Source organism: Methylocapsa sp. S129 (assembly GCF_009765995.1).
Taxonomy (GTDB): Bacteria; Pseudomonadota; Alphaproteobacteria; order Rhizobiales; family Beijerinckiaceae; genus Roseiarcus.
Map to the genome: position 1 here is coordinate 810,471 of NZ_LMUI01000011.1, position 23,250 is coordinate 833,720.

Here is a 23,250-nt window from a genome sequence, read left to right on the forward strand (position 1 = left end):
GCAACAGGCCTGAGGGAAGTCAATCAGCTTGCCCTTCACAGGACTTGCGGCGCCTGACGCGACTGACCCGCTCGCCGCGCTTGAACTCTCAAGGGCTCTTCAAGGCCGCGTGAAGGCGCGCGAGGATCCGATCGCGACCCTGGCCGCCCAGATCGGCCGTCGCATGGCGGGCGCTGCGCGCGTGCCATTTCTCGTCTGACAGCCGCGCGAGATCGACCCCTTCGGGGCGCAGCGCCATCCGCAGCGATGTCTCGCCGAGGCCCGCATGATCAAAGGGATAGCCGTCGATCGTCTCCGGCGTCATCAGCGGATGCGCCTTGATCCCATTGAACGGATCGCCGCGAGATCCTATTGCAGCCGAGCTCCCGTCGCGGAATCGAACAAATGCACCGCGTCGACATTGGGCGTCACAAGAAGCGTCTCGCCGGGCTTCGTCGACACGCGTTCGCGGAACACGCCGACGATCTTTTGCGGCCCGATTTTGGCGAACACCTGCGTCTCCGAACCTGTCGGCTCGATCACCGACACTTCGACTTTGACGTCGCCGCCGAGCGTCAGATGTTCGGGGCGGACGCCATAGATGCAGGGCCGGCCGTCGGCCCCGGCGGGCGCGGACGCCAGCGGCAACGTCACCCCGTCCTCCGTCACAAAGGACGGCTTGCCGTTCACCCGGATCGCGCCTTTCAGGAAGTTCATCGACGGCGAGCCGATGAATCCGGCGACAAAAAGGTTCGCCGGCTGGTCGTAAAGATCGAGCGGCAACCCAGCCTGCTCGACGATTCCGTCGCGCATGACGACGATCCGGTCGGCCATCGTCATCGCTTCGACCTGATCATGCGTCACGTAAATCGTCGTCGTTTTCAGCCGCTGATGCAGCTCCTTGATCTCGGCGCGCATCTGCACGCGCAATTTCGCGTCGAGATTTGAAAGCGGCTCGTCGAACAGGAACACTTTGGGATCGCGCACGATGGCGCGGCCCATCGCCACGCGCTGTCGCTGGCCGCCGGAAAGCTGACGCGGATAGCGGGAAAGATAAGGTATGAGGTCGAGGATCTCGGCCGCGCGCCGCACCCGCGTCTCGATCTCAGCTTTGGAGGCATGGCGCAGCTTGAGGGCGAAGCCCATATTTTCAGCCACCGTCTTGTGCGGATAGAGCGCGTAGTTCTGGAACACCATCGCGATATCGCGGTCTTTGGGCGGGAGATGATTGACGATGCGCTCGCCGATCCTGATGTCGCCCGCCGTGATCGATTCGAGCCCGGCGATCATGCGCAAAAGCGTCGACTTGCCGCAGCCGGAAGGGCCGACGAGAATGACGAATTCTCCGTCGACGATATTGACCGAAACCGAGTGGATGACCTCAAGGGGGCCGTAGGATTTACGCACTTTGTCGACGTCGACCGAGGCCATGCCTCCGCTCCCCCTTGCAGTTTGCCGCCGCGCGCGCAAATCTTTGGGGCGAAGCTATTCCATCGCGGCCGCGTCGTCGAGCCAATGCGGACGATGAGCGAGCAAGGTGGACCTGACGGCGCAACCGAAGCAAAAGGCGGGGCGGCGGCGATCCGCCTCGCCCTTGCCGTCAATGCACGGCGATTGCGAAAATCTCGGCATGTCCGCGTCGGCGCGGAAAGGTCACTTTATCAACGCCGGTGAACCCCGCGTTGGACGTATACCAAACCTCTCGGGTGACCGCGTTGGGATTTCCGCATCGGCTCTTCACCGCTTCCTTGAAGGCGACCGTCCCATGTTCGGCGAAAGCGGTTCCCGAGAAGGGATATTGGACTCTTCCGATGCAATTGGCGAAAGTCCAGATATGCGTGGGGACGCCAGACGCGGCGTTTCTTTCCACATAGGTGTGGTACGCCGCCGCCGTCGCCGCACAGGGCGGTGCAAGAACGGTGACGATCGCTAGGGCGCGTAGAACGAGTTTCGCATTCATCACCCATTCTCCTTTTTTGCGCGATGTCTGCTGGCTTCGAAGCGGAGAAGCCCGACCAGAGCGCGGCCACGATCCTCATCAGTCGATACGCGCGGCGAACTGAACCCAGTGATTTTTGCTGATCGGCGCGTTGGATGATCTCGCCTTCGATATCTCCCAAGTCCAGGGGACTATCAGCCGCCGTAATGTTACTCACCGTAGTGCTACGATCCGTAGCATATAGCTGTGAGGTTCGCAAGCAGGACTTTTGCAAGGCCAAGCCAAACGGGCGGCCATTGTCCTTCGTGTGTGGATCAGGGGCGGCCGCACGATATGTGGGCTGCGCCACATCGCGCGCGGCGGCGTGGGCCTACAAGCAGCCGGGCTCGTGGATGGTCCCGCTTTATAGCGGGGCCGCGCATGGCAAGCGCTCTTTGCGGGGATCGTCATGAAACGCTTTGCAATCGGACTGGCGGCTCTGGTCATCGCCGGCGGCAGCGGCCTGGCGGCGGCGCCATGGAAAGACATGCCGTCGTCGGTCGGCGACGGCTATTCCGAGTCCATGGGGACGACGCTTGCCTATCCTGGCCGCGATTCCGCCAATGCCTCGAATTGCTATGACGCCTGCGCGGCGATATGGGGCGCAGCGCTGATTGACGAATCCAAGCCCGCGAGCCGCGCGCCCATCGCTGCGCGGAACGACAGCGCCGTTAGCGCTTCTTCGGCGCCGACAAAGGGCCCGGCGACGTGATGGTCCATCACTTCAAAGCGCTGCTCATCGGCGTCGGCGTCTATGGCGGCATCGGCGCGACCATGGTCGTCTTATGGGGCGCGGTCGACGCCGCTATCATCGGGGTCGCCGCGATTGTCCTCGGCGCCGGAAGACGCTTGAACAATTTCCGGCCAGGAGCCGGGCGGCGTTAGCAATCCTTGCTTGCGCGACAAAGAGGGCGACCTTGCGGCCGCCGCGCGACATAAGAAATCAGCGATGGGCGTCTCAGACCACCTTATGCGAGCGGCGCCCGAAAGCGCCACTGACAACGACACATCGACGCCCTCGGCTCCCGAACGCAATCAGACCAACTGCGCCATCCTGAGGATCAACACGACGATCAGAAGGGCCGCGCTCAAGCCGACCATGATCGAAAATTCGGCCCACACCGCCAACGGCCGGCCGACGGGATGGGCGAGCCACGAAAAGCTCGTCGTCAATGTCGTCAGCGCAAAAGCCAGCACGACAAGTTGAAGCAGGAGAAAGACATCGGCGAACTGAACGGAAGCCGTCAGTTCCGGGGCGATCAAGAGAATGACGCCGGCGGCGACGAGCGCATTGACCAGCACGATGCCGTTCACGTTCCTGCGTGCGAACGCCCAAACGAGCGCCGCGGCCTCGATGAGAACCGCGAGCAGCGGAATGGCCTCCAGCAGTTCGTCCGACATGTCCCAATCCTCCAAACGGCCGCCGATCCCAACGCCGTTGCCCCCGCGCGAAAATTGCACTTGCGGGGCACGCTGCCGATCACGGCGATTCGTCTTCCGCCAGAACCATAGACCTGCCTCACCGCTCATGATGTGGCGCCTGTCACATATTGCGCCGGCTTCGCCGTTCAAGTCCGGGAATCGGCGGCGCCTCGCCTTCGCAAATTCGCGCCATCGACGTGCGCAGCGCAAAACGACGCGCTCTTTGTCAGACGCTGATCTCGTCGCCGTCCTGACCCCAGCGCGTGTGGAAGCTGCCTTCCTTGTCGAGCCGGCGGTAGGTGTGAGCGCCGAAGTAGTCGCGCAGCCCTTGCAGGAGGTTGGCCGGCCCGCGGGCGCGCCGCAGGCCGTCATAATAGGCGAGCGACGAGGCGAAGGCCGGCACAGGCACGCCTTGCTCGACGGCGAGCGACACGACGCGCCGCCAGGCGGGTTCCGCCTTCACGACGGCGTCGCGGAAATAGCTCTGCAGCAGAAGATTGGGCGCGATCTCGCCGCTGTCATAGGCCTCGCGAATACGATCGAGGAAGCGGGCGCGGATGATGCAGCCGCCGCGCCAGAGCGTCGCGACCTCGCCAAGCCTGAGATTCCAGCCGAACTGATCGGAAGCCGCCGTCATCTGCTCGAAACCCTGGGCGTAAGCGACGATTTTCGAGGCGTAGAGGGCGTCGCGGATCGCATCGATGTCGGCCTTCTCCGGCTTGCGTGCGACATTGGTCGGGTGAGGAAAGAGCTTTTCGGCCGCGATGCGCTGGGTCCGCCGCCCGGAGAGCGCGCGGGCGTAGACCGCCTCGGTAATCGAGGTCAGCGGCACGCCCAGATCGAGGGCGGACTGCGCCGTCCAGCGGCCCGTTCCTTTCTGCTCGGCCTCGTCGACGATCGCATCGACAAGCGCGCCGCCGGCGGCGTCGCGCTTGCGCAGGACGGCGGCGGTGATCTCAATGAGATAGGAATCGAGTTCGCCCGTTTTCCATTCCTCGAAGATGCCGGCGATCGCCGAGGCCTCGAGGCCGTAGACGGATTTGAAGAGATCATAGGCTTCGGTGATGAGCTGCATGTCGGCATATTCGATGCCGTTATGAACCATCTTGACGTAGTGGCCGGAGCCCTCGGGGCCGATGAAGGCGCAGCATGGCGTACCGTCGACTTGCGCCGCCATTTTGGTGACCATCGGCGCGATGCGGGCATAGGCTTCGGCGTCGCCCCCCGGCATCATGCTGGGGCCTTCGAGCGCGCCTTCCTCGCCGCCCGAGACGCCCATGCCGAGGAAACGCAGGCGCTTTTCTTTAAGGGCGTGGAAACGCCTGCTCGTATCGGTGAAGAGAGAATTGCCGCCATCGATGATGATGTCGCCTTCTTCGAGATGGGGGACGAGCTCGGCGATGACGTCGTCGACGGGCTTACCCGCCTTAACTAGAATGATGATGGCGCGCGGGCGGGCGAGCGCCGCGACAAAATCGGGAATGGTCTTGGCGGGGGTGAAGCGGCCTTCCGATCCATGATCTGCGATCAGTTCGTCCGTCCGCCCGCCGTGGCGATTGTAGACCGCCACGCCAAAGCCTTTTCGGGCGGCGTTGCGCGCGAGGTTCGCGCCCATTGTGGCGAGGCCGAGAACGCCAAGGTCGGCAAGGTTTGTCATCGTTTCTTCCCTTTTCCTCTGTCGATAGGCCGGGCGCATGGCGCATGCCCGTGGCATTATCGATACATATGGTCGCTCCGTCGCGCAATTTCATCTCGCCCATGACGGCGAGCGCGGTGCGCGGTTCAGATGGATGCGGTAATGCCGCCATCGACATAGAGAATGTGGCCGTTGACAAAGCTGGAGGCGTCGGAGGCGAGGAAGATGGCGGCGCCGACGAGTTCCTCGACATCGCCCCAGCGTCCTAGCGGCGTGCGGGCGGCGAGCCATGCGGAGAACTTTTCGTCTTCAACCAACGCCTTGTTCAACTCGGTGCGAAAATAGCCGGGACCGAGGCCGTTGACGCGGATGCCGTGCTTGCCCCAATCGATCGCCATGCCCTTGGTCAGCATTTTCACCGCGCCTTTTGAGGCGGTGTAGGGCGCGATGCCGGGGCGGCCCAATTCGCTCTGCACGGAGCAGATGTTGATGATGCGGCCGCGCTTGCGCGGGATCATCGCGCGCGCCACCGCCTGTCCGACAAAGAAAACGCTGTCGAGATTGGTCTTCATCAATTCGCGCCAGGTTTCCTCCGGGAAATCCTCGAGCGGTGTGCGCCGCTGGATGCCCGCGTTATTGACCAGAATGTCGATCGGGCCGGCTTCCGCTTCGATGCGGGCGACGCCGGCGCGAACCTGGGCGCTATCGGTTACGTCAAAGACGGCGGCGAACGCCTTGCCGCCCAAAGCCTCGATTTGCGCGACGACGGCGCCGACTTTGTCCGCCGAGCGCCCATTGACGACGACGAACGCGCCCGCCTCAGCCATGCCCTCGGCCAATGCGCGGCCGATGCCGCCCGACGATCCCGTCACCAGCGCGATGCGCCCGTTCAAACCAAATAGACGCTCGATTTTCGAGGCCATGAGCTGCCACTCCCGATAATCTTGTTCCGGCGCAATGTCGTGAAGGAACAGAAATATCGCAGCATGTCATGGATAACATCCTGCGCCAGTCAAACTTTTTATTTTGCGACGCTCGCCGATCGACGCATTGTCCAGGGGAGCGATCGGCGGGGCCGGGCTTGACGTATTCTGGAACAAGCCCAACATCGGCAGGCGCTCTCTCGATTTCCTCAATCCGATCGCGCAATTCTTAAAGCCAACCCTCGCTCACGTCCGCGGCGCGAGGCCAGAATTCAGGAGAGCCAGTTTATGCGCGCCATCGTCGCTCACGCCGCCAAAGACCTGCGCGTTGAAAATCTGGATATCCCCGAACTCGGCGCCAACGACATTCGCGTGCGCATCGCCGCCGGCGGCATATGCGGTTCGGATCTGCACTATTACAACCACGGCGGATTTGGCGTCGTGCGTTTGCGCGAACCGATGGTGCTCGGCCACGAAATCGCCGGCGTCGTTGAGTCTGTGGGCGCCAGCGCGCGGCGGGTCAAAGCCGGCGACCGCGTCGCCGTCAGCCCCAGCCGCCCGTGCAACAAGTGCAAATTCTGCCTTGAGGGGCGGCAGAACCAATGTCTCGATATGCGCTTTTACGGCAGCGCGATGCGCTTTCCTCATGTTCAGGGCGCCTTTCGCGAAGTCCTCGTTTGCGACGAGGCGCAGGCGCATGTCGTCGCCGACGGCGTGTCGCTCGGCGAGGCGGCGATGGCCGAGCCGCTGGCGGTCTGTCTGCATGGCGCAAGGCGCGCCGGGCCGTTGCTGGGTAAAAACGTTCTCATCACCGGCTCCGGCCCGATCGGCGCGCTGGCCGTGATCGCCGCCCGGCGCGCCGGCGCGGCGGAAATCATCGTCACCGACGTCGCCGACGGGGCTCTCGGCTTTGCGCGCAAGGTCGGCGCCGACAAGACCATCAATATCGCAGCCGAACCTCAGGCGCTCGCGCCCTACGCCGCCGACAAGGGCGCATTCGACGTGATGTTCGAAGCCTCCGGCAATGAGGCCGCGCTGCGCGGCGGTCTCGATGTCGTCAGGCCTGGCGGCGTCATCGTTCAGCTTGGCCTGGGCGGCGAGATGAAGCTGCCGGTGAACACAATCGTCGCCAAGGAGATTGAACTGCGCGGCACGTTCCGTTTTCACGAGGAATTTGCGCTCGCCGTCGCGCTCATCGGCAAGGGTCTGGTCGATGTGAAGCCGCTGATCTCGGCGACATTGCCTTTCACCGCGGCGACCGAGGCGTTCGAACTCGCGATGGATCGGAGCCGATCGATGAAGGTGCAACTGTCCTTCTGAAAGCCACGCTGCAATCTGGTTTCAAATCGTCGCGCGTGCGATCGCTCAGAGCCTGATGAGAATTCATTGAATCGAACGGCTATCGGCGACAGCTTCGTTATGGAGCCATTGTTCGCATGGAGGCATTTTTTTCACCCTTGAACGTTTCGATCAAAAGCCATCCGACTCTCATCGGGCTTAAAATCGCCCCGCACGATCTGGAAACGCTCGAAGCGGTGCAATTCCTCTTCGATTCGCCTCTTGTGGGAAGTGGCCTTGCCCGCGCCGACCCAGGTCCATTGTTGCACAAGTAGGGCCTGCTTCTCGCGATCCGCCTTGAGGTCGATGGCGGCGACGATTTCACCGTCGACGAGCACGGGCAGGGCGAAATATCCGAGCACGCGCTTCTCCTTCGGCACATAGGCTTCAAAGCGGTGCATATAGTCGAAGAAGAGGTGCAGCCTCTTGCGCTGGATGATCAGGGGATCGAACGGCGAGAGGATGTGGGTCGTTTCGTCGGCGGCGGCGGGAAGGGCGTCGAGCGTCTGAGGCTCCGCCCAGTGCTCCACCTTCCCGCTCCCTTCGATCGCGACGGCGGCCAGGCGTCCGCGGCGCATCCTTGCTTCGATCAATTGGCGGATGGCGCCCTTGCGCCCGGCGTCGAGGTGGCAGATCGAATCGAGGCTCACCAGTCCCTGCGATCGGAGCGCCCGATCGAGCAGATAGTCGAGAATCTGTCTTTCCGACGCCGGCTTCGGCCGCTGGTCCCAGCCAAAATGGCGCTCCGGCAGCTCGTAGGTCTTGAGCATGCCGGAGCGCTCGCTGATCGTCAGCGCGCCGGTGAAGAACGCAAGCTGCAACGCCCGCTTCGACGGCTTTCTGCTGGCCCAGGCGTGATCCTTTTCCACCAAGACGTCATCTTCGATGTCGCGGATCGAGAGGGGGCCATCCTTTCGGATGAGGGTCAGGACCTTTCGCAAATGCTCCGCCTTGACCGAGGCGAACCAGCTCTTTGGCGACTGCCGATGACGCTTCATCTCCGGCAGGAAGAAAGGCATGTCCCTGGTCGGCACATAGGAGAGGGCGTGGGTCCAATATTCGAAGACGCTTTTATCGATGGTCTGGGCCTGGCGAAGATGCTCGCGCCGATAGTCCGGGATGCGCGTCCAGAGGATGTGGTGGTGGCAACGCTCGATCACGTTGATGGTGTCGATCTGAAGGTAGCCCAAATGCTCCACCGCGGCGCGCGTCGCCTCGGGTCCGTCTCCGAACGGCGCGCGCTCATCGAGGCGCTGGGCGCGGAGCCAGATGCGTCTGGCGTCGGTTTTGGCGAGTGCAAAGGGCTTGGCGGGAGAATCGAGCATGGGCGGAAGTGTAGCGGAACCGATGGCGCTTGGCAGTTAGCCACTCTTGTCGTTTACACAAGCCCTTTTCTTGCGCACTCGCAACGATCGGCCGTTGCTACGACCGGAGTTCAAACATTGGGCAATTTCGCCGTCCATCCCTTGAGCTGCGAGCGCGCGCGGCGGTGAGCGGACGGATTCTCGCCCGGGCTGACGAGCCGTCGGCGCGCCGACAAATTGTTGACCGGCATGGCGCGGCATGAGATTCTCAGCGATGCGGAGTTCAGCGCTTTCCGGCATGCGCCTCTATCGACGCCATGTTCGCGAAAAAAAGCGCGCGGAAGGAAAGTGGCGTTTAACCCATTGATATCGCTCATTTCGCGGAAGCGCGGCTGTTTCCGTGGACGCGAATATCAATGACTTAGCGGATGTTTTGACGCACGGTTTGCTTCCCTTTACGCGCCGCGGCTATTCCCTAGCCCTTCCGCGACCCGCAAAGCCGCGATCGCCTCGCGCGCGGCCAGAGCCAGCGGCTCGGGCGGATCGCTCAGCGCGAACCAGCCGAGCGCCGCGATCTTGCTCGGCTCGCGATTGACCGGGTCGCCCGCCTTGATCGAAGCGCGGTAGACCGGCGAGACCCAATGCTGGTCGTCGATGCCGACCATCTGGACGAGGCAGAGCAGGGGACCGAGTTCGACGGCGACGCCGACTTCCTCGAGCGTCTCGCGCCGCGCCGCCTCTTCCGCGCGCTCCAGAAAATCGACCTTGCCGCCGACCAGACTCCAACAACCCGCTTCCGGCGCCTTGCGGCGCTTGACGAGCAGAAGGCGGCCCTCGCGCACAATCGCGGCGCCGCAGCCGACGCCGATCGCTCCGGCGCTCACGCCGCGAGCGCGGCCAGCAGGCGGGCCCAGGAGCGCGCGCCCTTGTGGAAGGAGGAGCGCTCGTATTTCTCGTTGGGCGAATGGATGGAATCGTCGTCGAGGCCGAAGCCGACCATCAGCGCATCCATGTTCAATTCGCGCTTGAACACGCCGACGATCGGGATCGAACCGCCCGAGCCGATCAAGAGGGGCGGCTTGCCCCATTCGGCCTCCAGCGCGCGGCGGGCGCGGCGCAAGGCTTCCGACTTGGTCGGCAAAACGATGGCCGGGCTCCCGCCATGGGCGATGAATTCGGCGCGCACGTCGGCGGGCAGGCGCGCCTTGACGAAAGCGCGAAAGCTTTGCGCGATCTTCTCCGGGTTTTGCTTGCCCACCAGCCGGAAGGAGACTTTGGCGCTGGCGATCGCCGGCAGCACCGTTTTTGCGCCGACGCCGGTATAGCCGCCGACGATTCCGTTGACGTCGCAGGTCGGGCGCGACCAGATCATTTCGAGCGTGCTGCGCCCTTTCTCGCCGGCCGGAACTGCGAGGCCGACCTTGCCGAGGAATTCGCCTCCGTCAAAATCGAGGTCGCGCCATTGCGCGGCGATTTCCTCCGGCAATTCCTCGACGCCGTCGTAAAATCCGGGCAGCGCAACCGCGCCGTTGTCGTCATGAAGTTCAGCAAGGATGCCCGAGAGAACGTGGATCGGATTGATCGCCGCGCCGCCATAAAGGCCCGAATGCAGATCGCGATTGGCGGCGCGCAAGATCACCTCTTCGAACACCATGCCGCGCAGCATGGTGGTGATCGCCGGCGTTTGCTTGTCCCACATGGAGGTGTCGCAAACGAGCATGATGTCGGCTTTGAGCTCGCTGGCGTTCTCCGCCATGAAGGCGGGAAGCGAGGGCGAGCCGGTTTCCTCCTCGCCCTCGAAGAGAACGCTGACATTGCAGGGCAGGCCGCCGGTCTCGCCAAAGGCGCGGCAGGCCTCCACAAAGGTCATCAACTGCCCCTTGTCGTCGGCGGCGCCGCGCGCGACGATGCGCTGGCCGGAATCGGCCTCGACCAATTGCGGCTCGAATGGCGGCGTCTTCCAGAGGTTCAGGGGATCGGGCGGCTGCACGTCGTAATGGCCGTAGAACAGAACATGGGGCGCGTCGCGCCGCTTCGCCTTGGCGTGCCCGACGACCATCGGCCGCCCCTTGGTCTGGCGCTTGGCCACATCGAAACCGAGGCCGCCCAATTCGCGCACTAGCCAGTCGGCGGCGCTGTCGCAATCGGGGAAGTGAGCGGGATCGGCTGATATCGAGGGAATGGCGAGAAGCGCGAACAGGCGCGCCAAAGCGTCTGTCTGATTGGCGTCGATTTTCGCGAGGACGTCGTCGATCGTAGGCATGAAAGGCTCCGGCGAGTATCGATGGCGATGACTCGTGTGATTGAGAACCTATCAGCCGCGCGCGGCGTCTCCAACTGCCAAGCGGCGCTTTAATAAAAAGGCGGCGTCGGCCGGAGGCGCGACGCCGCTTCAGTGGGGGTCTAGGAGTCGCGGATCAGAATATCTGACGGAAGATGAAATACAGCGTGCCCGAAAGCAGCATCGCCGCCGGCAGCGTGAGAACCCAGGCGAGCGCGATATTGCGCATCGTGGAGAGCTGGATTCCCGACCCATTGGCCAGCATCGTGCCCGCCACGCCCGAAGACAGAACGTGGGTCGTCGACACCGGCAGGCCCAAACCGTCGGCGGCGCCGATCGTCGCCATCGCGATGATTTCGGCCGCGGCGCCCTGACCGTAGGTCAGATGCTCCTTGCCGATCTTCTCGCCGACGGTGACGACGATGCGCTTCCAGCCGATCATCGTGCCCAGGCCCAGCGCCAGAGCGACGACGACCTTCACCCAGATCGGGATGAACTTCGTCGAGATGTCGAGCTGCTTGCCATAGGCTTTGAGCGCGTCGTCTTCCTCTGGCTTCAGGCCGTTCTCTTTGTCTTTGGCGAGGTTGCGAACAGCCTCGGAGGCCAGATACATGTCGTTGCGCGTGTTGCTGACCTGGCCGAAGGGCACTTTGGCGAGCGAACTATATTGATCGACCTGGTTGGCGATGTCCTTCACGAACACCGCCAGGGCAGGGTAGGTGCCTTCTGCGATCTTATGGTCATGAACATAGGCGGTGACCACGGGGCGCGGATCGCCCAGGACCTGGAAGCCGGCGCCCTGAGCCTCGATGATCTTCGCGGCGGCGTCGGAGGCTTTCGCAAAATCGGCGACGTGGCTTTCCGGCAAGGCGCGGTTGAGCGCATAGGCGGTCGGCGCGACGCCGACGAGGATAAGCATGATGAGGCCCATGCCCTTCTGTCCGTCGTTGGAGCCATGGAAGAACGAAACGCCCGTGCAGGTGAAGATCAGCAGCCCGCGAATCCACCACGGCGGCGGCGCGTCGGAGGCGGGGGCGGTGTAAAGGGTCGGCGTGCGGATCAGGGATTTCATGATCAGCAGCAGCAGCGCCGAAAGGACGAAGCCGAAGACCGGCGAAACCAACAACGCCAGGCCGACATTCTGCACTTGACTCCATTGGACGCCCGCCGTGCCGTCCTGGCCGCGCAGCAAGGCGTTGGTGATGCCCACGCCAATGATCGATCCGACCATCGTATGCGAACTGGAGGCTGGCAGGCCCAGCCACCAGGTTCCGAGGTTCCAGATAATCGCGGCGATGAGCAGGGCGAACACCATCGCAAAGCCGGCGCTCGATCCGACCCCGAGGATCAGTTCGACCGGAAGCAGCGACAGAATGCCGAACGCGACGGCGCCCGAAGAGGTCAGCACGCCAAGGAAATTCCAGGTGCCCGACCAGATAACGGCGATCTGCGGTTGCAGCGAATGCGTGTAGATCACTGTCGCCACCGCGTTGGCGGTGTCGTGAAAGCCATTCACGAATTCAAACCCGAGCGCGATCAGCATCGCCACGCCGAGCAGAATGAACGGCAGCACGGTCGTCGGCGCGGGCGCGCCGGAAGCGGCGATGTCATGATAGATGCTATAGGCCATGAAGAACAGGCCGCCCGCCAGAACGGCGAGAAAAGCGATCACCCCTCGCACGTCCATCGGCTTGTCGAATTTTACGGTCGCGGGGGCGCCCGCTGGCACTTGGGCATCGGTGATGGCTGTCATTGGGACGGCTCCTGTCGTCGAAACGCGGCGCATCTAAAGCGGTGGCGTATGACGAGTGTGTGACAGTTGCGCGCCCAGTCTGTCATAATGTGCGGGGCCGGAGTTATTTGGGCGGCGCGCAGCATAAATGACCGCGCCGCGGGCGCAAACGCACATCGGACGTCGCGCCCTGGCTTACTTTGGCTGCGCGACGACGCGCAGATAGGGCTTGGGCGTCTTCCAGCCCTGGGGAAAGCGCTTTTCGGCCTCTTCGTTGGAAACCGAACCGGCGATGATCACGTCGTCGCCATTCCTCCAATTGGCCGGCGTCGCGACCTTATGCTTGGCCGTGAGCTGCAGGCTGTCGATGACGCGCAGCACCTCGTCGAAATTGCGCCCCGTCGTCATGGGATAGACGAGCTGCAGCTTCACGCTCTTGTCGGGGGCGATGACGAAGACGGTGCGCACCGTCTGGTTGTCAGCGGCGGTGCGCCCTTCCGATCCGCCGGGGGTTGCGGCCGGCAACATGCCATAAGCCTTGGCGATGGACAGGTCGGTGTCGCCGATCATCGGATAGTTCGGCGCCGTCCCCTGCGTTTCTTCGATATCCTTGGCCCATTTGGCGTGGGAATCGATGGGGTCGACGGAAAGGCCGATGATCTTGGTTCCGCGCTTGTCGAACTCCGCCTTCAGATTGGCCATGGCGCCAAGCTCCGTCGTGCAGACGGGCGTGAAATCCTTGGGATGGGAAAACAGCACGCCCCAGGAATCGCCGAGCCATTCATGGAAGCGAATAGTCCCTTGAGTCGTCTGGGCCGTGAAATCGGGGGCGGTTTGTCCAAGCTGCAACATAGCGGGCTCTTTCCCGGGCTCATTGCCCGTCCGCGTCGCGTATGATGCGACGTTCATCGAGAATTGCCTGGAATTACCTTATTCGATCCGGTCGAGAGGATCAATCGACGAATCATATAGACTGAGAGCGCTGAGAGGCTCGCGTCTCCTTGTTCGGCAATTGACCTGGAGTCATGGCGCCGCTCCGTTCCGCCATGCCGTCATTCGCGCGCTTGATTTTGCCGCGGGAAGCGGCGACATGAAGACCTGACAATTTCCCAACCGTCCCTATCCCTTAAGGAGAGACTATGGACAATCTGATCGCGCGCGTCGCCACCGCCGCCGATGTCACGCCTGACATCGCGCGCCAGGCGGTCAGTCTGGTTGTCGATTTCGTCAAGCGGGAAGCGCCGCAAGACGCCGTTGATAAGCTCCTGGCCAAGGCGCCGGCCCTGAACGCCATTGTCGCCTCCGGACAAGGGACCAGCGGCGAAGGTATGGGCGGCTTCGTGAAAGGGCTGATGGGCGTCGCCGCCGGCGCCATGGGCGGCGGCGGCATTATGGCGCTCGGCAGCCAGCTCATGGGGCTCGGCCTTGGCATGGATCAGATTCAGACGATCGGCAAGGAAGTATTCGCCTATGCGCGCGAAGTCGCCGGCGACGACGTCGTGGGTGAAATCGCGGGCGCCATTCCGGGTCTGTCGCAGTTCATCTAGCCATCGGCGGGACCGATATGACAGGTCTGGCGGGGACTTTCGCGCCGACGGACGAACAACAGTGGCGCAAGCTGGTCGCTGGCGCCCTCAAAGGCGGCGCGTTCGAAAAGCTCGTCTCGCACAGCGACGACGGGTTTGACATCCAGCCTATCTATAGCCGCCGCGACGGTCCGAGGGTTCCTCGCACAGGCGGTTCCTGGCGCGTGCTGGCGCGCGTCGATCATCCCGACGCCGCTGTCGCCAATGTCCAGGCGCTCGACGATTTGACCAACGGCGCCGACGGGCTCGAAATCATTTTCGCCGGCGCTGGCGGCGCCTATGGTTACGGCGTGGCCCGCATCGACGCCGCCGGGCTCGAAGCCTTGTTCGAGGGCGTCCGGTTTGATGCCGGCCTGACCCTCGAACTCGATCTCGGCCCGGCCGCCGAAGATCAGGCGCTCGCCGTCGCCGCCCTTGTCGAGGCAAGCGGAGCCGATCGGACGGCCCTCGATCTCTCCTTCGGTCTTGATCCGCTCGGCGCTTTGGCGCGCTGCGGCCGCGCGCGGGAAGAATGGCGGGAAATGGCGCGTCGTCTCAGTCAATTCGCGACGGCGCTCAAGGGGCGCGGGTTCGCCGGCCCTTTTGTCGTCGCCGATGCGCGCTGCGTGCATGCCGCGGGCGGGTCGCAGGCGCAGGAGCTTGCCTTCGCTCTATCCGCCGGAGTCGATTATCTGCGCGCGCTCAGCGACAATGGCTTCGAGCCGGAGGCCGCGCGAGCGGGCATTGCGTTTCGCCTCGCCGCGGATGCCGATGAATTCATGAGCCTGGCCAAATTCCGCGCCTTGCGATGGCTTTGGGCGCGTGTCGAGGAAGCCTGTGACTTGCCGCCGCGCCCGACCCGCATCCATGGCGAGACCGCCTGGCGGATGATGAGCGCGCGCGATCCTTGGGTGAATGTGCTGCGCGGCGCCATGGCGGTCTTTTGCGCCGGATTGGGCGGCGCCGATAGCGTCAGCGTTGCGCCATTCACGCAAGCGATCGGCCTGCCCGATTCCTTCGCGCGGCGGCTGGCGCGCAACTCTCAACTGGTTCTGCTGGAAGAGTCGCATCTTGGTTTTGTCGCCGATCCCGCCGCCGGCGCCGGCGCGTTCGAGGCGCTGACGCAGGCTTTGAGCGAAAAGGCCTGGAGTCTGTTTCAAACCTTCGAAGCTCAGGGCGGCGTTTACGCGGCGCTTCAGCGCGGTGACTTTCAGGACGAGGTCGCCAAAGTCGCTGAGGCGCGCGCGCGCGATGTCGCGCGCCGAAAGACGCCCCTAACGGGCGTGAGCGATTTTCCCGATCTCGCAGAGGTCAAGGTCGAGACGCTCGCCGCAGCGCGGCCGCGCTTTGCCTATGAAGGCGAAAAGCGCGCGGCGCCGCTGGAGCCTCACCGGCTGGCCGAACCGTTCGAAGCCCTGCGCGACGCGTCCGACGCGGCTTTGGCGCGCGATGGTCGCCGCCCTGCGATTTTCCTCGCCAATCTTGGCTCGACCGCGGCCTTCGGCGCGCGCGCGGCTTTCGCCAAAAGCCTGTTCGAAGCCGGCGGCGTCGAGGCGCTCGGCAATGACGGCTTTGCCAGCGCCTCGGAAGCCGCCGCGGCATTCAGGGCGAGCGGCGCGAGGCTTGCCTGCCTTTGCTCGTCCGATGAGGCTTACGCCGCAATGGCGGAGGACGCCGCCCGGGCGCTTAAAAGCGCCGGTGCGCAGGACATCTTTCTTGCTGGCAAGCCAGGCGAACGCGAGGCCGCGCTGAGGGCGGCGGGCGTCGATGGGTTTGTCTTCGCCGGTTGCGATGCGTTGGCCGCGCTGCGCGCCGCCTATCAGGCGATCGCCTCGACGGCTTGACCCAGGCGTAGGGCGGAAGCACGTTTGCGTCCAAGTTCGTCGTCGGGAATGTCGCAGGCGATAAACAGGAAAAAGGGAGGAGCCATTGACGCTCGTTCGACGTCGGCCCGTTTTTGGTCTCGCAGTTTTGGCTGGCGCAGCGTTTGGCTGCGGTCTGACCCCGGGCGCGTCTTTCGCGACAACGCCGTCAGAGGCCTGCAGCGCTCTCGCTCCCTTTGAGATCGCGAGCGATGCGATCGGCCTGCCTACCCGCGGCGCGACGATAGCCTCCGCGACGCTCGTCGCCTCTGACGCCGCGGGCAACGCCGATGGGGAATTCTGCAAGGCGTTGGGGGCGATTCATCCCGTCGACGCCACGGCCCCGGACATTCATTTCGAGGTCAATCTGCCGAGCGACTGGAACGGCAAGGCGCTGCAGTTTGGCGGCGGCGGCTACAACGGCAATCTCATCACCGGTCTCGATAATGTTCGTTTCTTCAAGCCCGGCGCGCCGACGCCGCTCAAGCGCGGCTATGTGACGTTTGGCAGCGATTCCGGGCATCAGAGTCCTTCGGTCGCCGACGGCTCCTTTGCGATGAACGCGGAGGCGCTCGTCAATTTCGGCGGCGCGCAATTGAAGAAGACGCATGACGTTGCGCTGGCGCTGATCGCCAAGCGCTACGGCGCGAAGCCTCAGCGCACTTATTTCTTCGGCAATTCACAGGGCGGACACGAAGGGTTCCTGGTCGTCCAGCGATGGCCGCAGGATTACGACGGGGTCGTGGCGATCCATCCGGTCTATGATTTCACGCCGCTCCAAATAGACGGCAACGCGCTCTCCCGAGAACTATACAATCCCGAAGGCGGCTGGCTCAATCCCGCCAAGCTGAAAATGCTGCAGGATGCGGTGATGAAAACCTGCGACGGGCTCGATGGCGCCGAAGACGGCGTGATCAGCAATGTCGCGGCTTGCCAATCGACATTCCAACTGTCGTCGCTGCGCTGCGCGGACGGAAAGGATGCGGGCGACAACTGCCTCTCCGATCCTCAGATCAACGCTGTGGAGGCGATCCATTCGCGCGTATCCTTCGGTTTCGCTTTGCAGTCGGGCGTTTCGTCTTTCGCGCCATGGCCCATTCTGGAGGGCGCCGATTGGACGGGGTTGTTCGCGTTCGGCTCACGCCCCAAACCCAGCAATCCGCCGACGCCGATGAAGGACTTCGGACTGGCGGTCTTGTCGGATCCGGCGGTTCGCTTCATGGCGACCCGCAACGTGAACGTCGATCCGCTTCAATTTGATCCGATGAAATATAAAGACCGATTGCAGGAGGCGTCGCGGCTGATCGACGCCAGCGACGACGATATTTCGGCTTTCAAAGCGCGTGGCGGCAAACTGCTGCTGATGCATGGCACGGTGGATTCGGCAGTCCCGCCGCAGAACACGATAGATTACTATCAGCGGCTCGTGGCGCGGTTTGGCCAAGGACCGCTTGACGACTTCGTGCGCTTCTACATTGCGCCCGGATTCGGGCATGGAACCGGCCAGTTCGTCGTTGGCTGGGATGCGTTCGGCGCCCTGGAGCAATGGGTCGAGAAAGGCGAAGCGCCTGGGCCGCAGATTGTCGTCGACACCCGGGAAGGTCATCGCCAGCGCACGCGTCCGCTCTGCGTCTATCCAGGCTGGCCGCGCTACGTCGGCGGCGATATCGACGTCGCTGCAAGCTTCACTTGCGTCAGCCCATAATCGTCTCTTCGCCGATTGGTGCGGACGGCGCGTCGGACTGCGCCTTAGCCTCAGCGCGGCTTTCGTAGGGCCGCGGCCGCAGCGTCGCGGCGACGATCGCGTAGCTGATGATCAGCAAGAGAAACCAGGAGCCAAACTTGCTGACGCTGACCATCGACCAGCCATGCATCTGGGCGGGATAGGACCAGGCCTTGACGAAGGTGCCAATATTTTCGGCGAACCAGATGAACAGGGCGCATAGACCATCGGCGACGAGGATCGGCATCCGACGATGGATGCGCCAGGGCTTGAAATAGATCCAGCCGCGGCCAAAAATCACGACGGCAGCGGCGAACAGGACGAGCCGGCCATCGACGCCGAAATGATCGAGGAAGAAATTCGCGTAGATCGCCGCCGCCAGCGCCATTACCGCCCACATGGGCGGATGGTGAGAGAAACGGAAATCGAAGAGCCGCCACGCGCGGGTCATATAGCTGCCGATCGCCGCATACATGAAGCCGGTGAACAGCGGCACGCCGGCGATCCGCAGCAGGCTCGCCTCCGGATAGATCCAGGAGCCCGTCGCGGTCTTGTAGACTTCCATCGCTGTGCCGACGATATGGAAGATCAGAATGACCTTCGCCTCCTCCAGCGTCTCAAAGCGCAGGCAAATCAGCAAGATTTGCAAGGCGATCGACGCCAGGACAAGAAAATCATAACGCGCCAGCATTGCGTCGCGCGGATACCAAAGGAACGTGCCCGCGAGCAGCGCGAGCATCAGCGCGCCAAACAGGCAAGCCCAGGCCTCTTTGACGCCGAAACGCAGGAATTCGTAGAAAAAGGCGGTCGCCGGCCGCTTCGTGGCCCAGGCGCCAAGCCTCGCTTCGCTGGCGATGAAACGGTCGAGCGGGCGCCATAGGGCGGCGGCGCTCGTCGTGGGCCGCGCGGAATCTCTGTCGCTCATGACGCCGCTTTTGGCCAGAGCCGCCCCGGCTCAGCCCGCTTGAGAACAAACCTCAAGCTTTTGTGGCGCGAAATCGGGCCGCGTCGTAAACTCATGACCGATGGTCCCCGCCATACCCGGTTCGCGAAGGCGCAATGAATCCGATTCCGAACTTCTCCGCCATCCCTTTCGCGGCTCCTGACGCGTCGCCTTTGAACGTCGGCGCCAGCGTCTGGCGCACTCCCGAGGGCATTGCCGTCAAGTCGATTTACGGTCCGGGCGACCTTGCCGGCCTCGATTTTCTCGATAGCTGGCCCGGCGCGGCGCCTTATCTGCGCGGACCCTATCCGACCATGTACGTCAACCAGCCTTGGACGGTGCGCCAATACGCCGGATTTTCAACGGCCGAGGATTCCAACGCCTTTTATCGCGCCAATCTCGCGGCGGGGCAGAAGGGCCTGTCGGTCGCCTTCGATCTGGCGACGCATCGCGGTTATGATTCCGATCATCCGCGCGTCGCCGGCGATGTCGGCATGGCGGGCGTCGCGATCGATTCCATTTATGACATGCGCACCTTGTTTTCGGGCATTCCGCTCAGTCAGATGAGCGTATCGATGACCATGAACGGCGCGGTGCTGCCCGTGCTCGCTTTGTTCATCGTCGCCGCGCAGGAACAGGGCGCGCCGATGGAATCGTTGTCGGGCACGATCCAGAACGACATTCTCAAAGAATTCATGGTGCGCAACACCTATATTTATCCGCCTGCCGCCTCGATGCGGATCATCTCCGATATCTTCGCCTTCACCTCCGCTCATATGCCGAAGTTCAATTCGATTTCGATTTCCGGCTATCACATGCAGGAGGCGGGCGCGACGCAGGACCTCGAACTCGCCTATACCCTGGCCGATGGCGTCGAATATTTGCGCGCCGGCATCGCGGCGGGCTTGACCGTTGATCAATTCGCGCCGCGCCTTTCGTTCTTCTGGGCGATCGGCATGAATTTCTTCATGGAGATCGCCAAGCTCCGCGCGGCGCGTCTGCTCTGGGCGAGCCTCGTCAAAGGCTTCAATCCGCAATTGGAGAAGTCGCTGCCGTTGCGCACGCACAGCCAGACTTCGGGCTGGTCGCTGACGGCGCAGGATCCGTTCAACAATATCGTGCGCACGCAGATTGAGGCGATGGCGGCGACGCAGGGCCATACGCAATCGCTGCACACCAATGCGCTGGACGAAGCGCTCGCGTTGCCGACCGCTTTCTCCGCCCGCATTGCGCGCAACACCCAGCTTTTTCTGCAGCAGGAAAGCGGCACGACGCGCATCATCGATCCCTGGGGCGGCTCTTATTATGTCGAGCGGTTGACCGCTGAATTGGCCGAGAAGGCCAAGGCGCATATCGACGAGATCGAGGCGTTGGGCGGCATGGCCAAGGCGATCGAAGCGGGCATACCCAAGCTGCGCATCGAAGAGGCGGCGGCGCGCACGCAAGCGCGCATCGATTCCGGCCAGCAATCGGTGATCGGCGTCAATAAGTTCAGGCCGGAATCCGAACGGCCCATCGATGTGCTGAAGGTCGACAACGCCAGCGTGCGCGCGCAGCAGATCGAAAAGCTGCGGCGCCTGCGCGCCGAGCGCAATGAAGCCGAGACGCAGGCGGCGTTGGCGGCTTTGACCCAGGGCGCGCGCGGCGGCGCCAATCTGCTCGCGCTGTCGATCGAAGCGGCGCGCGCCAAAGCGAGCGTCGGCGAAATGTCATTGGCGATGGAAAAGGCGTTCGGGCGCCATGTCGCCGAAATCAGGTCGATGGCCGGCGTCTACAGGCGGGAGGCTGGATTGGGCGTCGAGGCGATCGAGCAAGTGCTGGCGATGACCGAGGCTTTTGCGGAAAACGAAGGCCGCCGCCCCCGCATCCTGGTGGCCAAGATTGGCCAGGACGGGCATGATCGCGGCCAGAAGATCATCGCCTCGGCCTTTGCCGATCTGGGGTTCGATGTCGATATCGGGCCGCTGTTCGCCACTCCCGAGGAAGTCGCGCGCCAGGCTGTCGAAAATGACGTTCATATCGTTGGCGTTTCGTCGCTCGCCGCCGGTCATCTCACCCTGGTGCCGGCGCTGAAAAGCGCGTTGCGGCAGGCGGGCCGGCCCGATGTGATGATCGTCGTGGGGGGCGTCATTCCGGCTCAGGATTTCGATGTTCTGCGCCGGGAGGGCGCTGACGCGATTTTCCCGCCGGGAACAATGATCGCCGAAGCCGCCGCGCGCCTGCTCGAACAGTTGAACCAGCGATTGGGTTATGCGCAAAAGGGCGCGGCTTGAGGCGGAGGGCAATAGCCAGTAGGCAGTAGCGTTGTTTCCATGCCACTGCCCACTGGCTACTGCCCTCCGCCTACGCGCCGCCAGCAATTCTCCTCTATTTTCAGAGCGGTTTCCTCCTCCTTCAAAATGCTCTATTTGTCCGGAACAATTGGCTATTTGGCTATGGAGTTCACTGACATGGCGCGTCTTACGCCACTTATCCGGCTCGCCCTGTTCGTTTTCGGACTGACCGCGGGCGTTTTGACCATCAGCACACCGTCTTTCGCCCAGCAGAGCTGCGGCGACGATCTCAAACGCATGTCCGAAAAGCGGGAAGTCGAACTGAATAAGATCAATCAAATGGTTCAGGCCGCAAAGGGCAAACCTATGAATCCCGCTCTATTCTGCGCCCAATCGGGGGGGCTCAATGCAGCGGAAAACGCCCTGATCGCCTATATGGAAAAGAACAAGGATTGGTGCGGCATTCCTGATGAGGTTGTGACGAGTCTCAAGGAAAATCACCTCAAGAGCCTGGCGTTTTCGAACAAGGCCTGCAGCGTAGCGGCGCAGATGAAGAAGCAGGAAGCGGCTCGCGCCGCCGCCGGCTCCAATGGCGCCCCGCAAGCGCAGCCTCTTCCAGCCGGACCGCTTTGAGCGCCAAGGGGCAGGGGGCGAATATCCTGTCCGGCGCGCCTGATTCGACTGTCTTGCCGGATGCCCGGCCGACGAGCCTTGTTCTTCGGCTGACGCCGCCCGCTGCGCTTCCTTTCGTGCAACTCGCTCGGCTCGATCGCCCGATCGGCTGGCAATTGCTGCTGGCGCCGTGCTGGCAGTCTGTGGCGCTTGCGGGTGTCGCCAGTCGGAGCGGTCCTAACGTCGCCCATCTCGCGCTCTTTCTGATCGGCGCGATCGCGATGCGCGGCGCCGGCTCCACTTATAATGATATTCTCGATCGCAAGCTTGACGCCGGCGTCGAACGCACCCGGGGACGCCCCTTGCCTTCCGGGCGCGTCAGCGTCCGCGCCGCCGCGATCTTTCTCGTTTTTCAGGCGCTGGTCGGTCTCGCCGTCCTGCTTTGCTTCAATCGCTTCGCGATCGTCCTCAGCCTCGGCTCGCTGGCCATTGTCGCGGTCTATCCCCTGATGAAGCGCGTCACCGCGTGGCCACAGGCGGTTCTGGGCCTCGCTTTTTCATGGGGGGCGCTGGTGGGTTGGGCGGCGCTCTATGGCGATCTCTCGGCGCCGGCCTATCTTCTCTATGCCTCGGCGTTCTGCTGGACGATCGGCTATGACACGATTTACGCGCTGCAGGACGCGCGCGACGACGCGGTCGTTGGGATCAAATCGACAGCGCGGCTGTTTGGCGCAAAGGTTCGCTTCGGCGTCGGCCTGTTCTATTTCGGCGCGGCGCTGTTCGCTGAAGCGGCTCTGTTGGCGGGGGGAGGGCGCTTCATCGCGCAGATCGGACTGTGCTGCTATTGCCTGCATCTGGTGTGGCAATTGCGCCGGGTCGAGGGGGCGACCCCTCAGGGGGCGGGCGATCTGTTCCGCTCCAACTGGAACGCCGGCCTCATCCTGTTCGTGGGCTTTGCGCTCGATGGGTGGACGACGCGGTTCCTGTTCTGAAGAGGGGGCCGGGCGCGCCAAATTCCCTGAAAATAGGTTAAGAAAATAGTAACGCGTCGGCGCGATCATGAGCAATTGTTGGTCGTGGCGTCGCAATTCGCGACCTTCGGGCGCGTGATTTCGATACCAGACCGGAAGCGTGGCACGGGTTTTGCTTAGCCACAATGAGCGCATTGCGTCACGCTCGCAGCGTCAGGCGTTCCGGTCGACGAACGGATGATCGGATCAGGTGAACGGCGAGGAAGCGGACATTGCCAACGGTGGAGGGCGCCTAACCATAGGAGTTCCTCATGTTGAACAAAGCCTGTCTCGCATTTGTCGGCGCTCTGACGGTCCTGCCGCAAGTGGCGATCGCCGCCAATAATTCTTCCAGCCGATGCGTCGACGTCTCCGTGCCGAAGGACGCGATTACCGCGCGCAACGGCAAGTGGATCGAGCTGACGCAGCAGCAATGGGAATTCATGCGCGGCATTTACGCGATGAATCCCGAGACGCCCGCGGGTCTGCCTTACGGGGATAAAGCCGTGCTCGCCCAGGTCGACGGCAACAAAGGCGGGATGGTTTTCTTTATCGACGGCAACAAAGCCTGCACCCCCATGCCGATCCCCGTTGAGTTGATCGCCATGATGCAGGACGTCGCGACAGACACGATCAATCATGAATCAGGCGGCCTCTAGCCAGACCGCG

The 23,250-nt window shown here is 63.2% G+C and carries 22 protein-coding genes; 10 read left to right on the plus strand and 12 right to left on the minus strand.

Translation table 11 applies throughout. From position 1 onward, the window contains the following. Positions 1 to 88 precede the first annotated feature (88 nt). The 3 genes from GSQ90_RS06315 to GSQ90_RS06325 form a co-directional block, all read right to left on the minus strand. Positions 89 to 304, minus strand: coding sequence for a hypothetical protein (locus tag GSQ90_RS06315; protein WP_158813914.1), 216 nt, complete (start codon positions 302 to 304; stop codon positions 89 to 91). 44 nt (positions 305 to 348) lie between these two features. After that, on the minus strand, positions 349 to 1,410 hold the full coding sequence (locus GSQ90_RS06320) for an ABC transporter ATP-binding protein (protein WP_158813915.1): 1,062 nt from the start codon (positions 1,408 to 1,410) through the stop codon (positions 349 to 351). A 169-nt stretch (positions 1,411 to 1,579) separates the two neighbouring features. Continuing rightward, positions 1,580 to 1,939 carry a hypothetical protein gene (locus GSQ90_RS06325; RefSeq protein WP_158813916.1) on the minus strand — a complete coding sequence of 120 codons (360 nt, stop codon included), beginning with the start codon at positions 1,937 to 1,939 and terminating at the stop codon, positions 1,580 to 1,582. A 427-nt stretch (positions 1,940 to 2,366) separates the two neighbouring features. On the opposite strand from GSQ90_RS06325, the gene GSQ90_RS06330 reads away from it, so the two are divergent. Together GSQ90_RS06330 and GSQ90_RS06335 are read left to right on the plus strand one after the other, a co-directional pair. Beyond that, the gene (locus GSQ90_RS06330; protein WP_158813917.1) at positions 2,367 to 2,669 is read left to right on the plus strand and encodes a hypothetical protein; all 303 of its coding nucleotides are present in this window, start codon (positions 2,367 to 2,369) and stop codon (positions 2,667 to 2,669) included. Further along, positions 2,669 to 2,842, plus strand: coding sequence for a hypothetical protein (locus GSQ90_RS06335; protein WP_158813918.1), 174 nt, complete (start codon positions 2,669 to 2,671; stop codon positions 2,840 to 2,842). Before GSQ90_RS06330 ends, GSQ90_RS06335 begins: the two co-directional genes overlap by 1 nt. Positions 2,843 to 2,992: 150 nt before the next feature. On the opposite strand, the gene GSQ90_RS06340 is transcribed toward GSQ90_RS06335, so the two are convergent. The 3 genes from GSQ90_RS06340 to GSQ90_RS06350 all read right to left on the minus strand — a co-directional run bounded on the left by GSQ90_RS06340 (position 2,993) and on the right by GSQ90_RS06350 (position 5,938). Beyond that, positions 2,993 to 3,358, minus strand: a complete 366-nt coding sequence (locus tag GSQ90_RS06340; RefSeq protein ID WP_158813919.1) for a hypothetical protein — start codon at positions 3,356 to 3,358, stop codon at positions 2,993 to 2,995. Positions 3,359 to 3,605: 247 nt separating this feature from the next. Continuing rightward, positions 3,606 to 5,036, minus strand: a complete 1,431-nt coding sequence (gene gndA / locus GSQ90_RS06345; RefSeq protein ID WP_158813920.1) for an NADP-dependent phosphogluconate dehydrogenase — start codon at positions 5,034 to 5,036, stop codon at positions 3,606 to 3,608. Between the two features lie 125 nt (positions 5,037 to 5,161). After that, complete coding sequence (locus GSQ90_RS06350; protein WP_158813921.1) at positions 5,162 to 5,938, minus strand: glucose 1-dehydrogenase; 777 nt, start codon at positions 5,936 to 5,938, stop codon at positions 5,162 to 5,164. Between the two features lie 288 nt (positions 5,939 to 6,226). Between GSQ90_RS06350 and GSQ90_RS06355 the strand changes: the two genes are divergently transcribed. Next, positions 6,227 to 7,258 (plus strand): L-idonate 5-dehydrogenase, encoded by a 1,032-nt coding sequence (locus tag GSQ90_RS06355; protein ID WP_158813922.1) that lies wholly within the window; start codon positions 6,227 to 6,229, stop codon positions 7,256 to 7,258. A 131-nt stretch (positions 7,259 to 7,389) separates the two neighbouring features. On the opposite strand, the gene GSQ90_RS06360 is transcribed toward GSQ90_RS06355, so the two are convergent. The 5 genes from GSQ90_RS06360 to GSQ90_RS06380 all read right to left on the minus strand — a co-directional run bounded on the left by GSQ90_RS06360 (position 7,390) and on the right by GSQ90_RS06380 (position 13,445). Continuing rightward, a complete protein-coding gene (locus GSQ90_RS06360) occupies positions 7,390 to 8,601 on the minus strand; it encodes a winged helix-turn-helix domain-containing protein (RefSeq protein ID WP_158813923.1) in 1,212 nt (403 codons plus the stop codon). A gap of 434 nt (positions 8,602 to 9,035) precedes the next feature. Continuing rightward, complete coding sequence (locus GSQ90_RS06365) at positions 9,036 to 9,464, minus strand: NUDIX domain-containing protein (protein WP_158813924.1); 429 nt, start codon at positions 9,462 to 9,464, stop codon at positions 9,036 to 9,038. Then, positions 9,461 to 10,843 (minus strand): M20/M25/M40 family metallo-hydrolase, encoded by a 1,383-nt coding sequence (locus GSQ90_RS06370; RefSeq protein ID WP_158813925.1) that lies wholly within the window; start codon positions 10,841 to 10,843, stop codon positions 9,461 to 9,463. The genes GSQ90_RS06365 and GSQ90_RS06370 overlap by 4 nt, the downstream gene beginning before the upstream one ends. Positions 10,844 to 10,997: 154 nt before the next feature. Continuing rightward, positions 10,998 to 12,614 (minus strand): inorganic phosphate transporter, encoded by a 1,617-nt coding sequence (locus tag GSQ90_RS06375; protein ID WP_158813926.1) that lies wholly within the window; start codon positions 12,612 to 12,614, stop codon positions 10,998 to 11,000. Positions 12,615 to 12,788: 174 nt separating this feature from the next. After that, positions 12,789 to 13,445, minus strand: coding sequence for a peroxiredoxin (locus tag GSQ90_RS06380; RefSeq protein WP_158813927.1), 657 nt, complete (start codon positions 13,443 to 13,445; stop codon positions 12,789 to 12,791). Positions 13,446 to 13,732: 287 nt separating this feature from the next. Here GSQ90_RS06380 and GSQ90_RS06385 point away from each other — a divergent pair, with 287 nt between their 5' ends. The 3 genes from GSQ90_RS06385 to GSQ90_RS06395 all read left to right on the plus strand — a co-directional run bounded on the left by GSQ90_RS06385 (position 13,733) and on the right by GSQ90_RS06395 (position 17,725). Next, positions 13,733 to 14,140, plus strand: a complete 408-nt coding sequence (locus tag GSQ90_RS06385) for a DUF2267 domain-containing protein (RefSeq protein ID WP_158813928.1) — start codon at positions 13,733 to 13,735, stop codon at positions 14,138 to 14,140. A 17-nt stretch (positions 14,141 to 14,157) separates the two neighbouring features. Further along, positions 14,158 to 16,002 (plus strand): methylmalonyl-CoA mutase subunit beta, encoded by a 1,845-nt coding sequence (locus tag GSQ90_RS06390; RefSeq protein WP_158813929.1) that lies wholly within the window; start codon positions 14,158 to 14,160, stop codon positions 16,000 to 16,002. 85 nt (positions 16,003 to 16,087) lie between these two features. Continuing rightward, positions 16,088 to 17,725: a tannase/feruloyl esterase family alpha/beta hydrolase gene (locus tag GSQ90_RS06395; RefSeq protein WP_158813930.1), complete on the plus strand. Its 1,638-nt coding sequence runs from the start codon at positions 16,088 to 16,090 to the stop codon at positions 17,723 to 17,725. Here GSQ90_RS06395 and GSQ90_RS06400 read toward each other — a convergent pair. Next, a complete protein-coding gene (locus GSQ90_RS06400) occupies positions 17,715 to 18,668 on the minus strand; it encodes a DUF817 domain-containing protein (RefSeq protein ID WP_158813931.1) in 954 nt (317 codons plus the stop codon). The genes GSQ90_RS06395 and GSQ90_RS06400 overlap by 11 nt on opposite strands. A gap of 134 nt (positions 18,669 to 18,802) precedes the next feature. Between GSQ90_RS06400 and scpA the strand changes: the two genes are divergently transcribed. The 4 genes from scpA to GSQ90_RS06420 all read left to right on the plus strand — a co-directional run bounded on the left by scpA (position 18,803) and on the right by GSQ90_RS06420 (position 23,240). After that, positions 18,803 to 20,959 carry a methylmalonyl-CoA mutase gene (gene scpA / locus GSQ90_RS06405; protein WP_158813932.1) on the plus strand — a complete coding sequence of 719 codons (2,157 nt, stop codon included), beginning with the start codon at positions 18,803 to 18,805 and terminating at the stop codon, positions 20,957 to 20,959. Positions 20,960 to 21,136: 177 nt separating this feature from the next. After that, positions 21,137 to 21,592 (plus strand): hypothetical protein, encoded by a 456-nt coding sequence (locus GSQ90_RS06410; protein ID WP_158813933.1) that lies wholly within the window; start codon positions 21,137 to 21,139, stop codon positions 21,590 to 21,592. Positions 21,593 to 21,645: 53 nt separating this feature from the next. After that, a complete protein-coding gene (gene ubiA / locus GSQ90_RS06415) occupies positions 21,646 to 22,563 on the plus strand; it encodes a 4-hydroxybenzoate octaprenyltransferase (RefSeq protein ID WP_246731431.1) in 918 nt (305 codons plus the stop codon). Positions 22,564 to 22,853: 290 nt separating this feature from the next. Beyond that, positions 22,854 to 23,240, plus strand: a complete 387-nt coding sequence (locus GSQ90_RS06420) for a hypothetical protein (RefSeq protein WP_158813934.1) — start codon at positions 22,854 to 22,856, stop codon at positions 23,238 to 23,240. The last annotated feature ends 10 nt before the right edge of the window (positions 23,241 to 23,250 follow it).

Coding starts and splice junctions, on each gene's coding strand:
- GSQ90_RS06315 (WP_158813914.1), bottom strand. CDS start 304: ATGACGCCGGAGACGATCGACGGCTATCCCTTTGATCATGCGGGCCTC.
- GSQ90_RS06320 (WP_158813915.1), bottom strand. CDS start 1,410: ATGGCCTCGGTCGACGTCGACAAAGTGCGTAAATCCTACGGCCCCCTT.
- GSQ90_RS06325 (WP_158813916.1), bottom strand. CDS start 1,939: ATGAATGCGAAACTCGTTCTACGCGCCCTAGCGATCGTCACCGTTCTT.
- GSQ90_RS06330 (WP_158813917.1), top strand. CDS start 2,367: ATGAAACGCTTTGCAATCGGACTGGCGGCTCTGGTCATCGCCGGCGGC.
- GSQ90_RS06335 (WP_158813918.1), top strand. CDS start 2,669: ATGGTCCATCACTTCAAAGCGCTGCTCATCGGCGTCGGCGTCTATGGC.
- GSQ90_RS06340 (WP_158813919.1), bottom strand. CDS start 3,358: ATGTCGGACGAACTGCTGGAGGCCATTCCGCTGCTCGCGGTTCTCATC.
- gndA (WP_158813920.1), bottom strand. CDS start 5,036: ATGACAAACCTTGCCGACCTTGGCGTTCTCGGCCTCGCCACAATGGGC.
- GSQ90_RS06350 (WP_158813921.1), bottom strand. CDS start 5,938: ATGGCCTCGAAAATCGAGCGTCTATTTGGTTTGAACGGGCGCATCGCG.
- GSQ90_RS06355 (WP_158813922.1), top strand. CDS start 6,227: ATGCGCGCCATCGTCGCTCACGCCGCCAAAGACCTGCGCGTTGAAAAT.
- GSQ90_RS06360 (WP_158813923.1), bottom strand. CDS start 8,601: ATGCTCGATTCTCCCGCCAAGCCCTTTGCACTCGCCAAAACCGACGCC.
- GSQ90_RS06370 (WP_158813925.1), bottom strand. CDS start 10,843: ATGCCTACGATCGACGACGTCCTCGCGAAAATCGACGCCAATCAGACA.
- GSQ90_RS06375 (WP_158813926.1), bottom strand. CDS start 12,614: ATGACAGCCATCACCGATGCCCAAGTGCCAGCGGGCGCCCCCGCGACC.
- GSQ90_RS06380 (WP_158813927.1), bottom strand. CDS start 13,445: ATGTTGCAGCTTGGACAAACCGCCCCCGATTTCACGGCCCAGACGACT.
- GSQ90_RS06385 (WP_158813928.1), top strand. CDS start 13,733: ATGGACAATCTGATCGCGCGCGTCGCCACCGCCGCCGATGTCACGCCT.
- GSQ90_RS06390 (WP_158813929.1), top strand. CDS start 14,158: ATGACAGGTCTGGCGGGGACTTTCGCGCCGACGGACGAACAACAGTGG.
- GSQ90_RS06400 (WP_158813931.1), bottom strand. CDS start 18,668: ATGAGCGACAGAGATTCCGCGCGGCCCACGACGAGCGCCGCCGCCCTA.
- scpA (WP_158813932.1), top strand. CDS start 18,803: ATGAATCCGATTCCGAACTTCTCCGCCATCCCTTTCGCGGCTCCTGAC.
- GSQ90_RS06410 (WP_158813933.1), top strand. CDS start 21,137: ATGGCGCGTCTTACGCCACTTATCCGGCTCGCCCTGTTCGTTTTCGGA.
- GSQ90_RS06420 (WP_158813934.1), top strand. CDS start 22,854: ATGTTGAACAAAGCCTGTCTCGCATTTGTCGGCGCTCTGACGGTCCTG.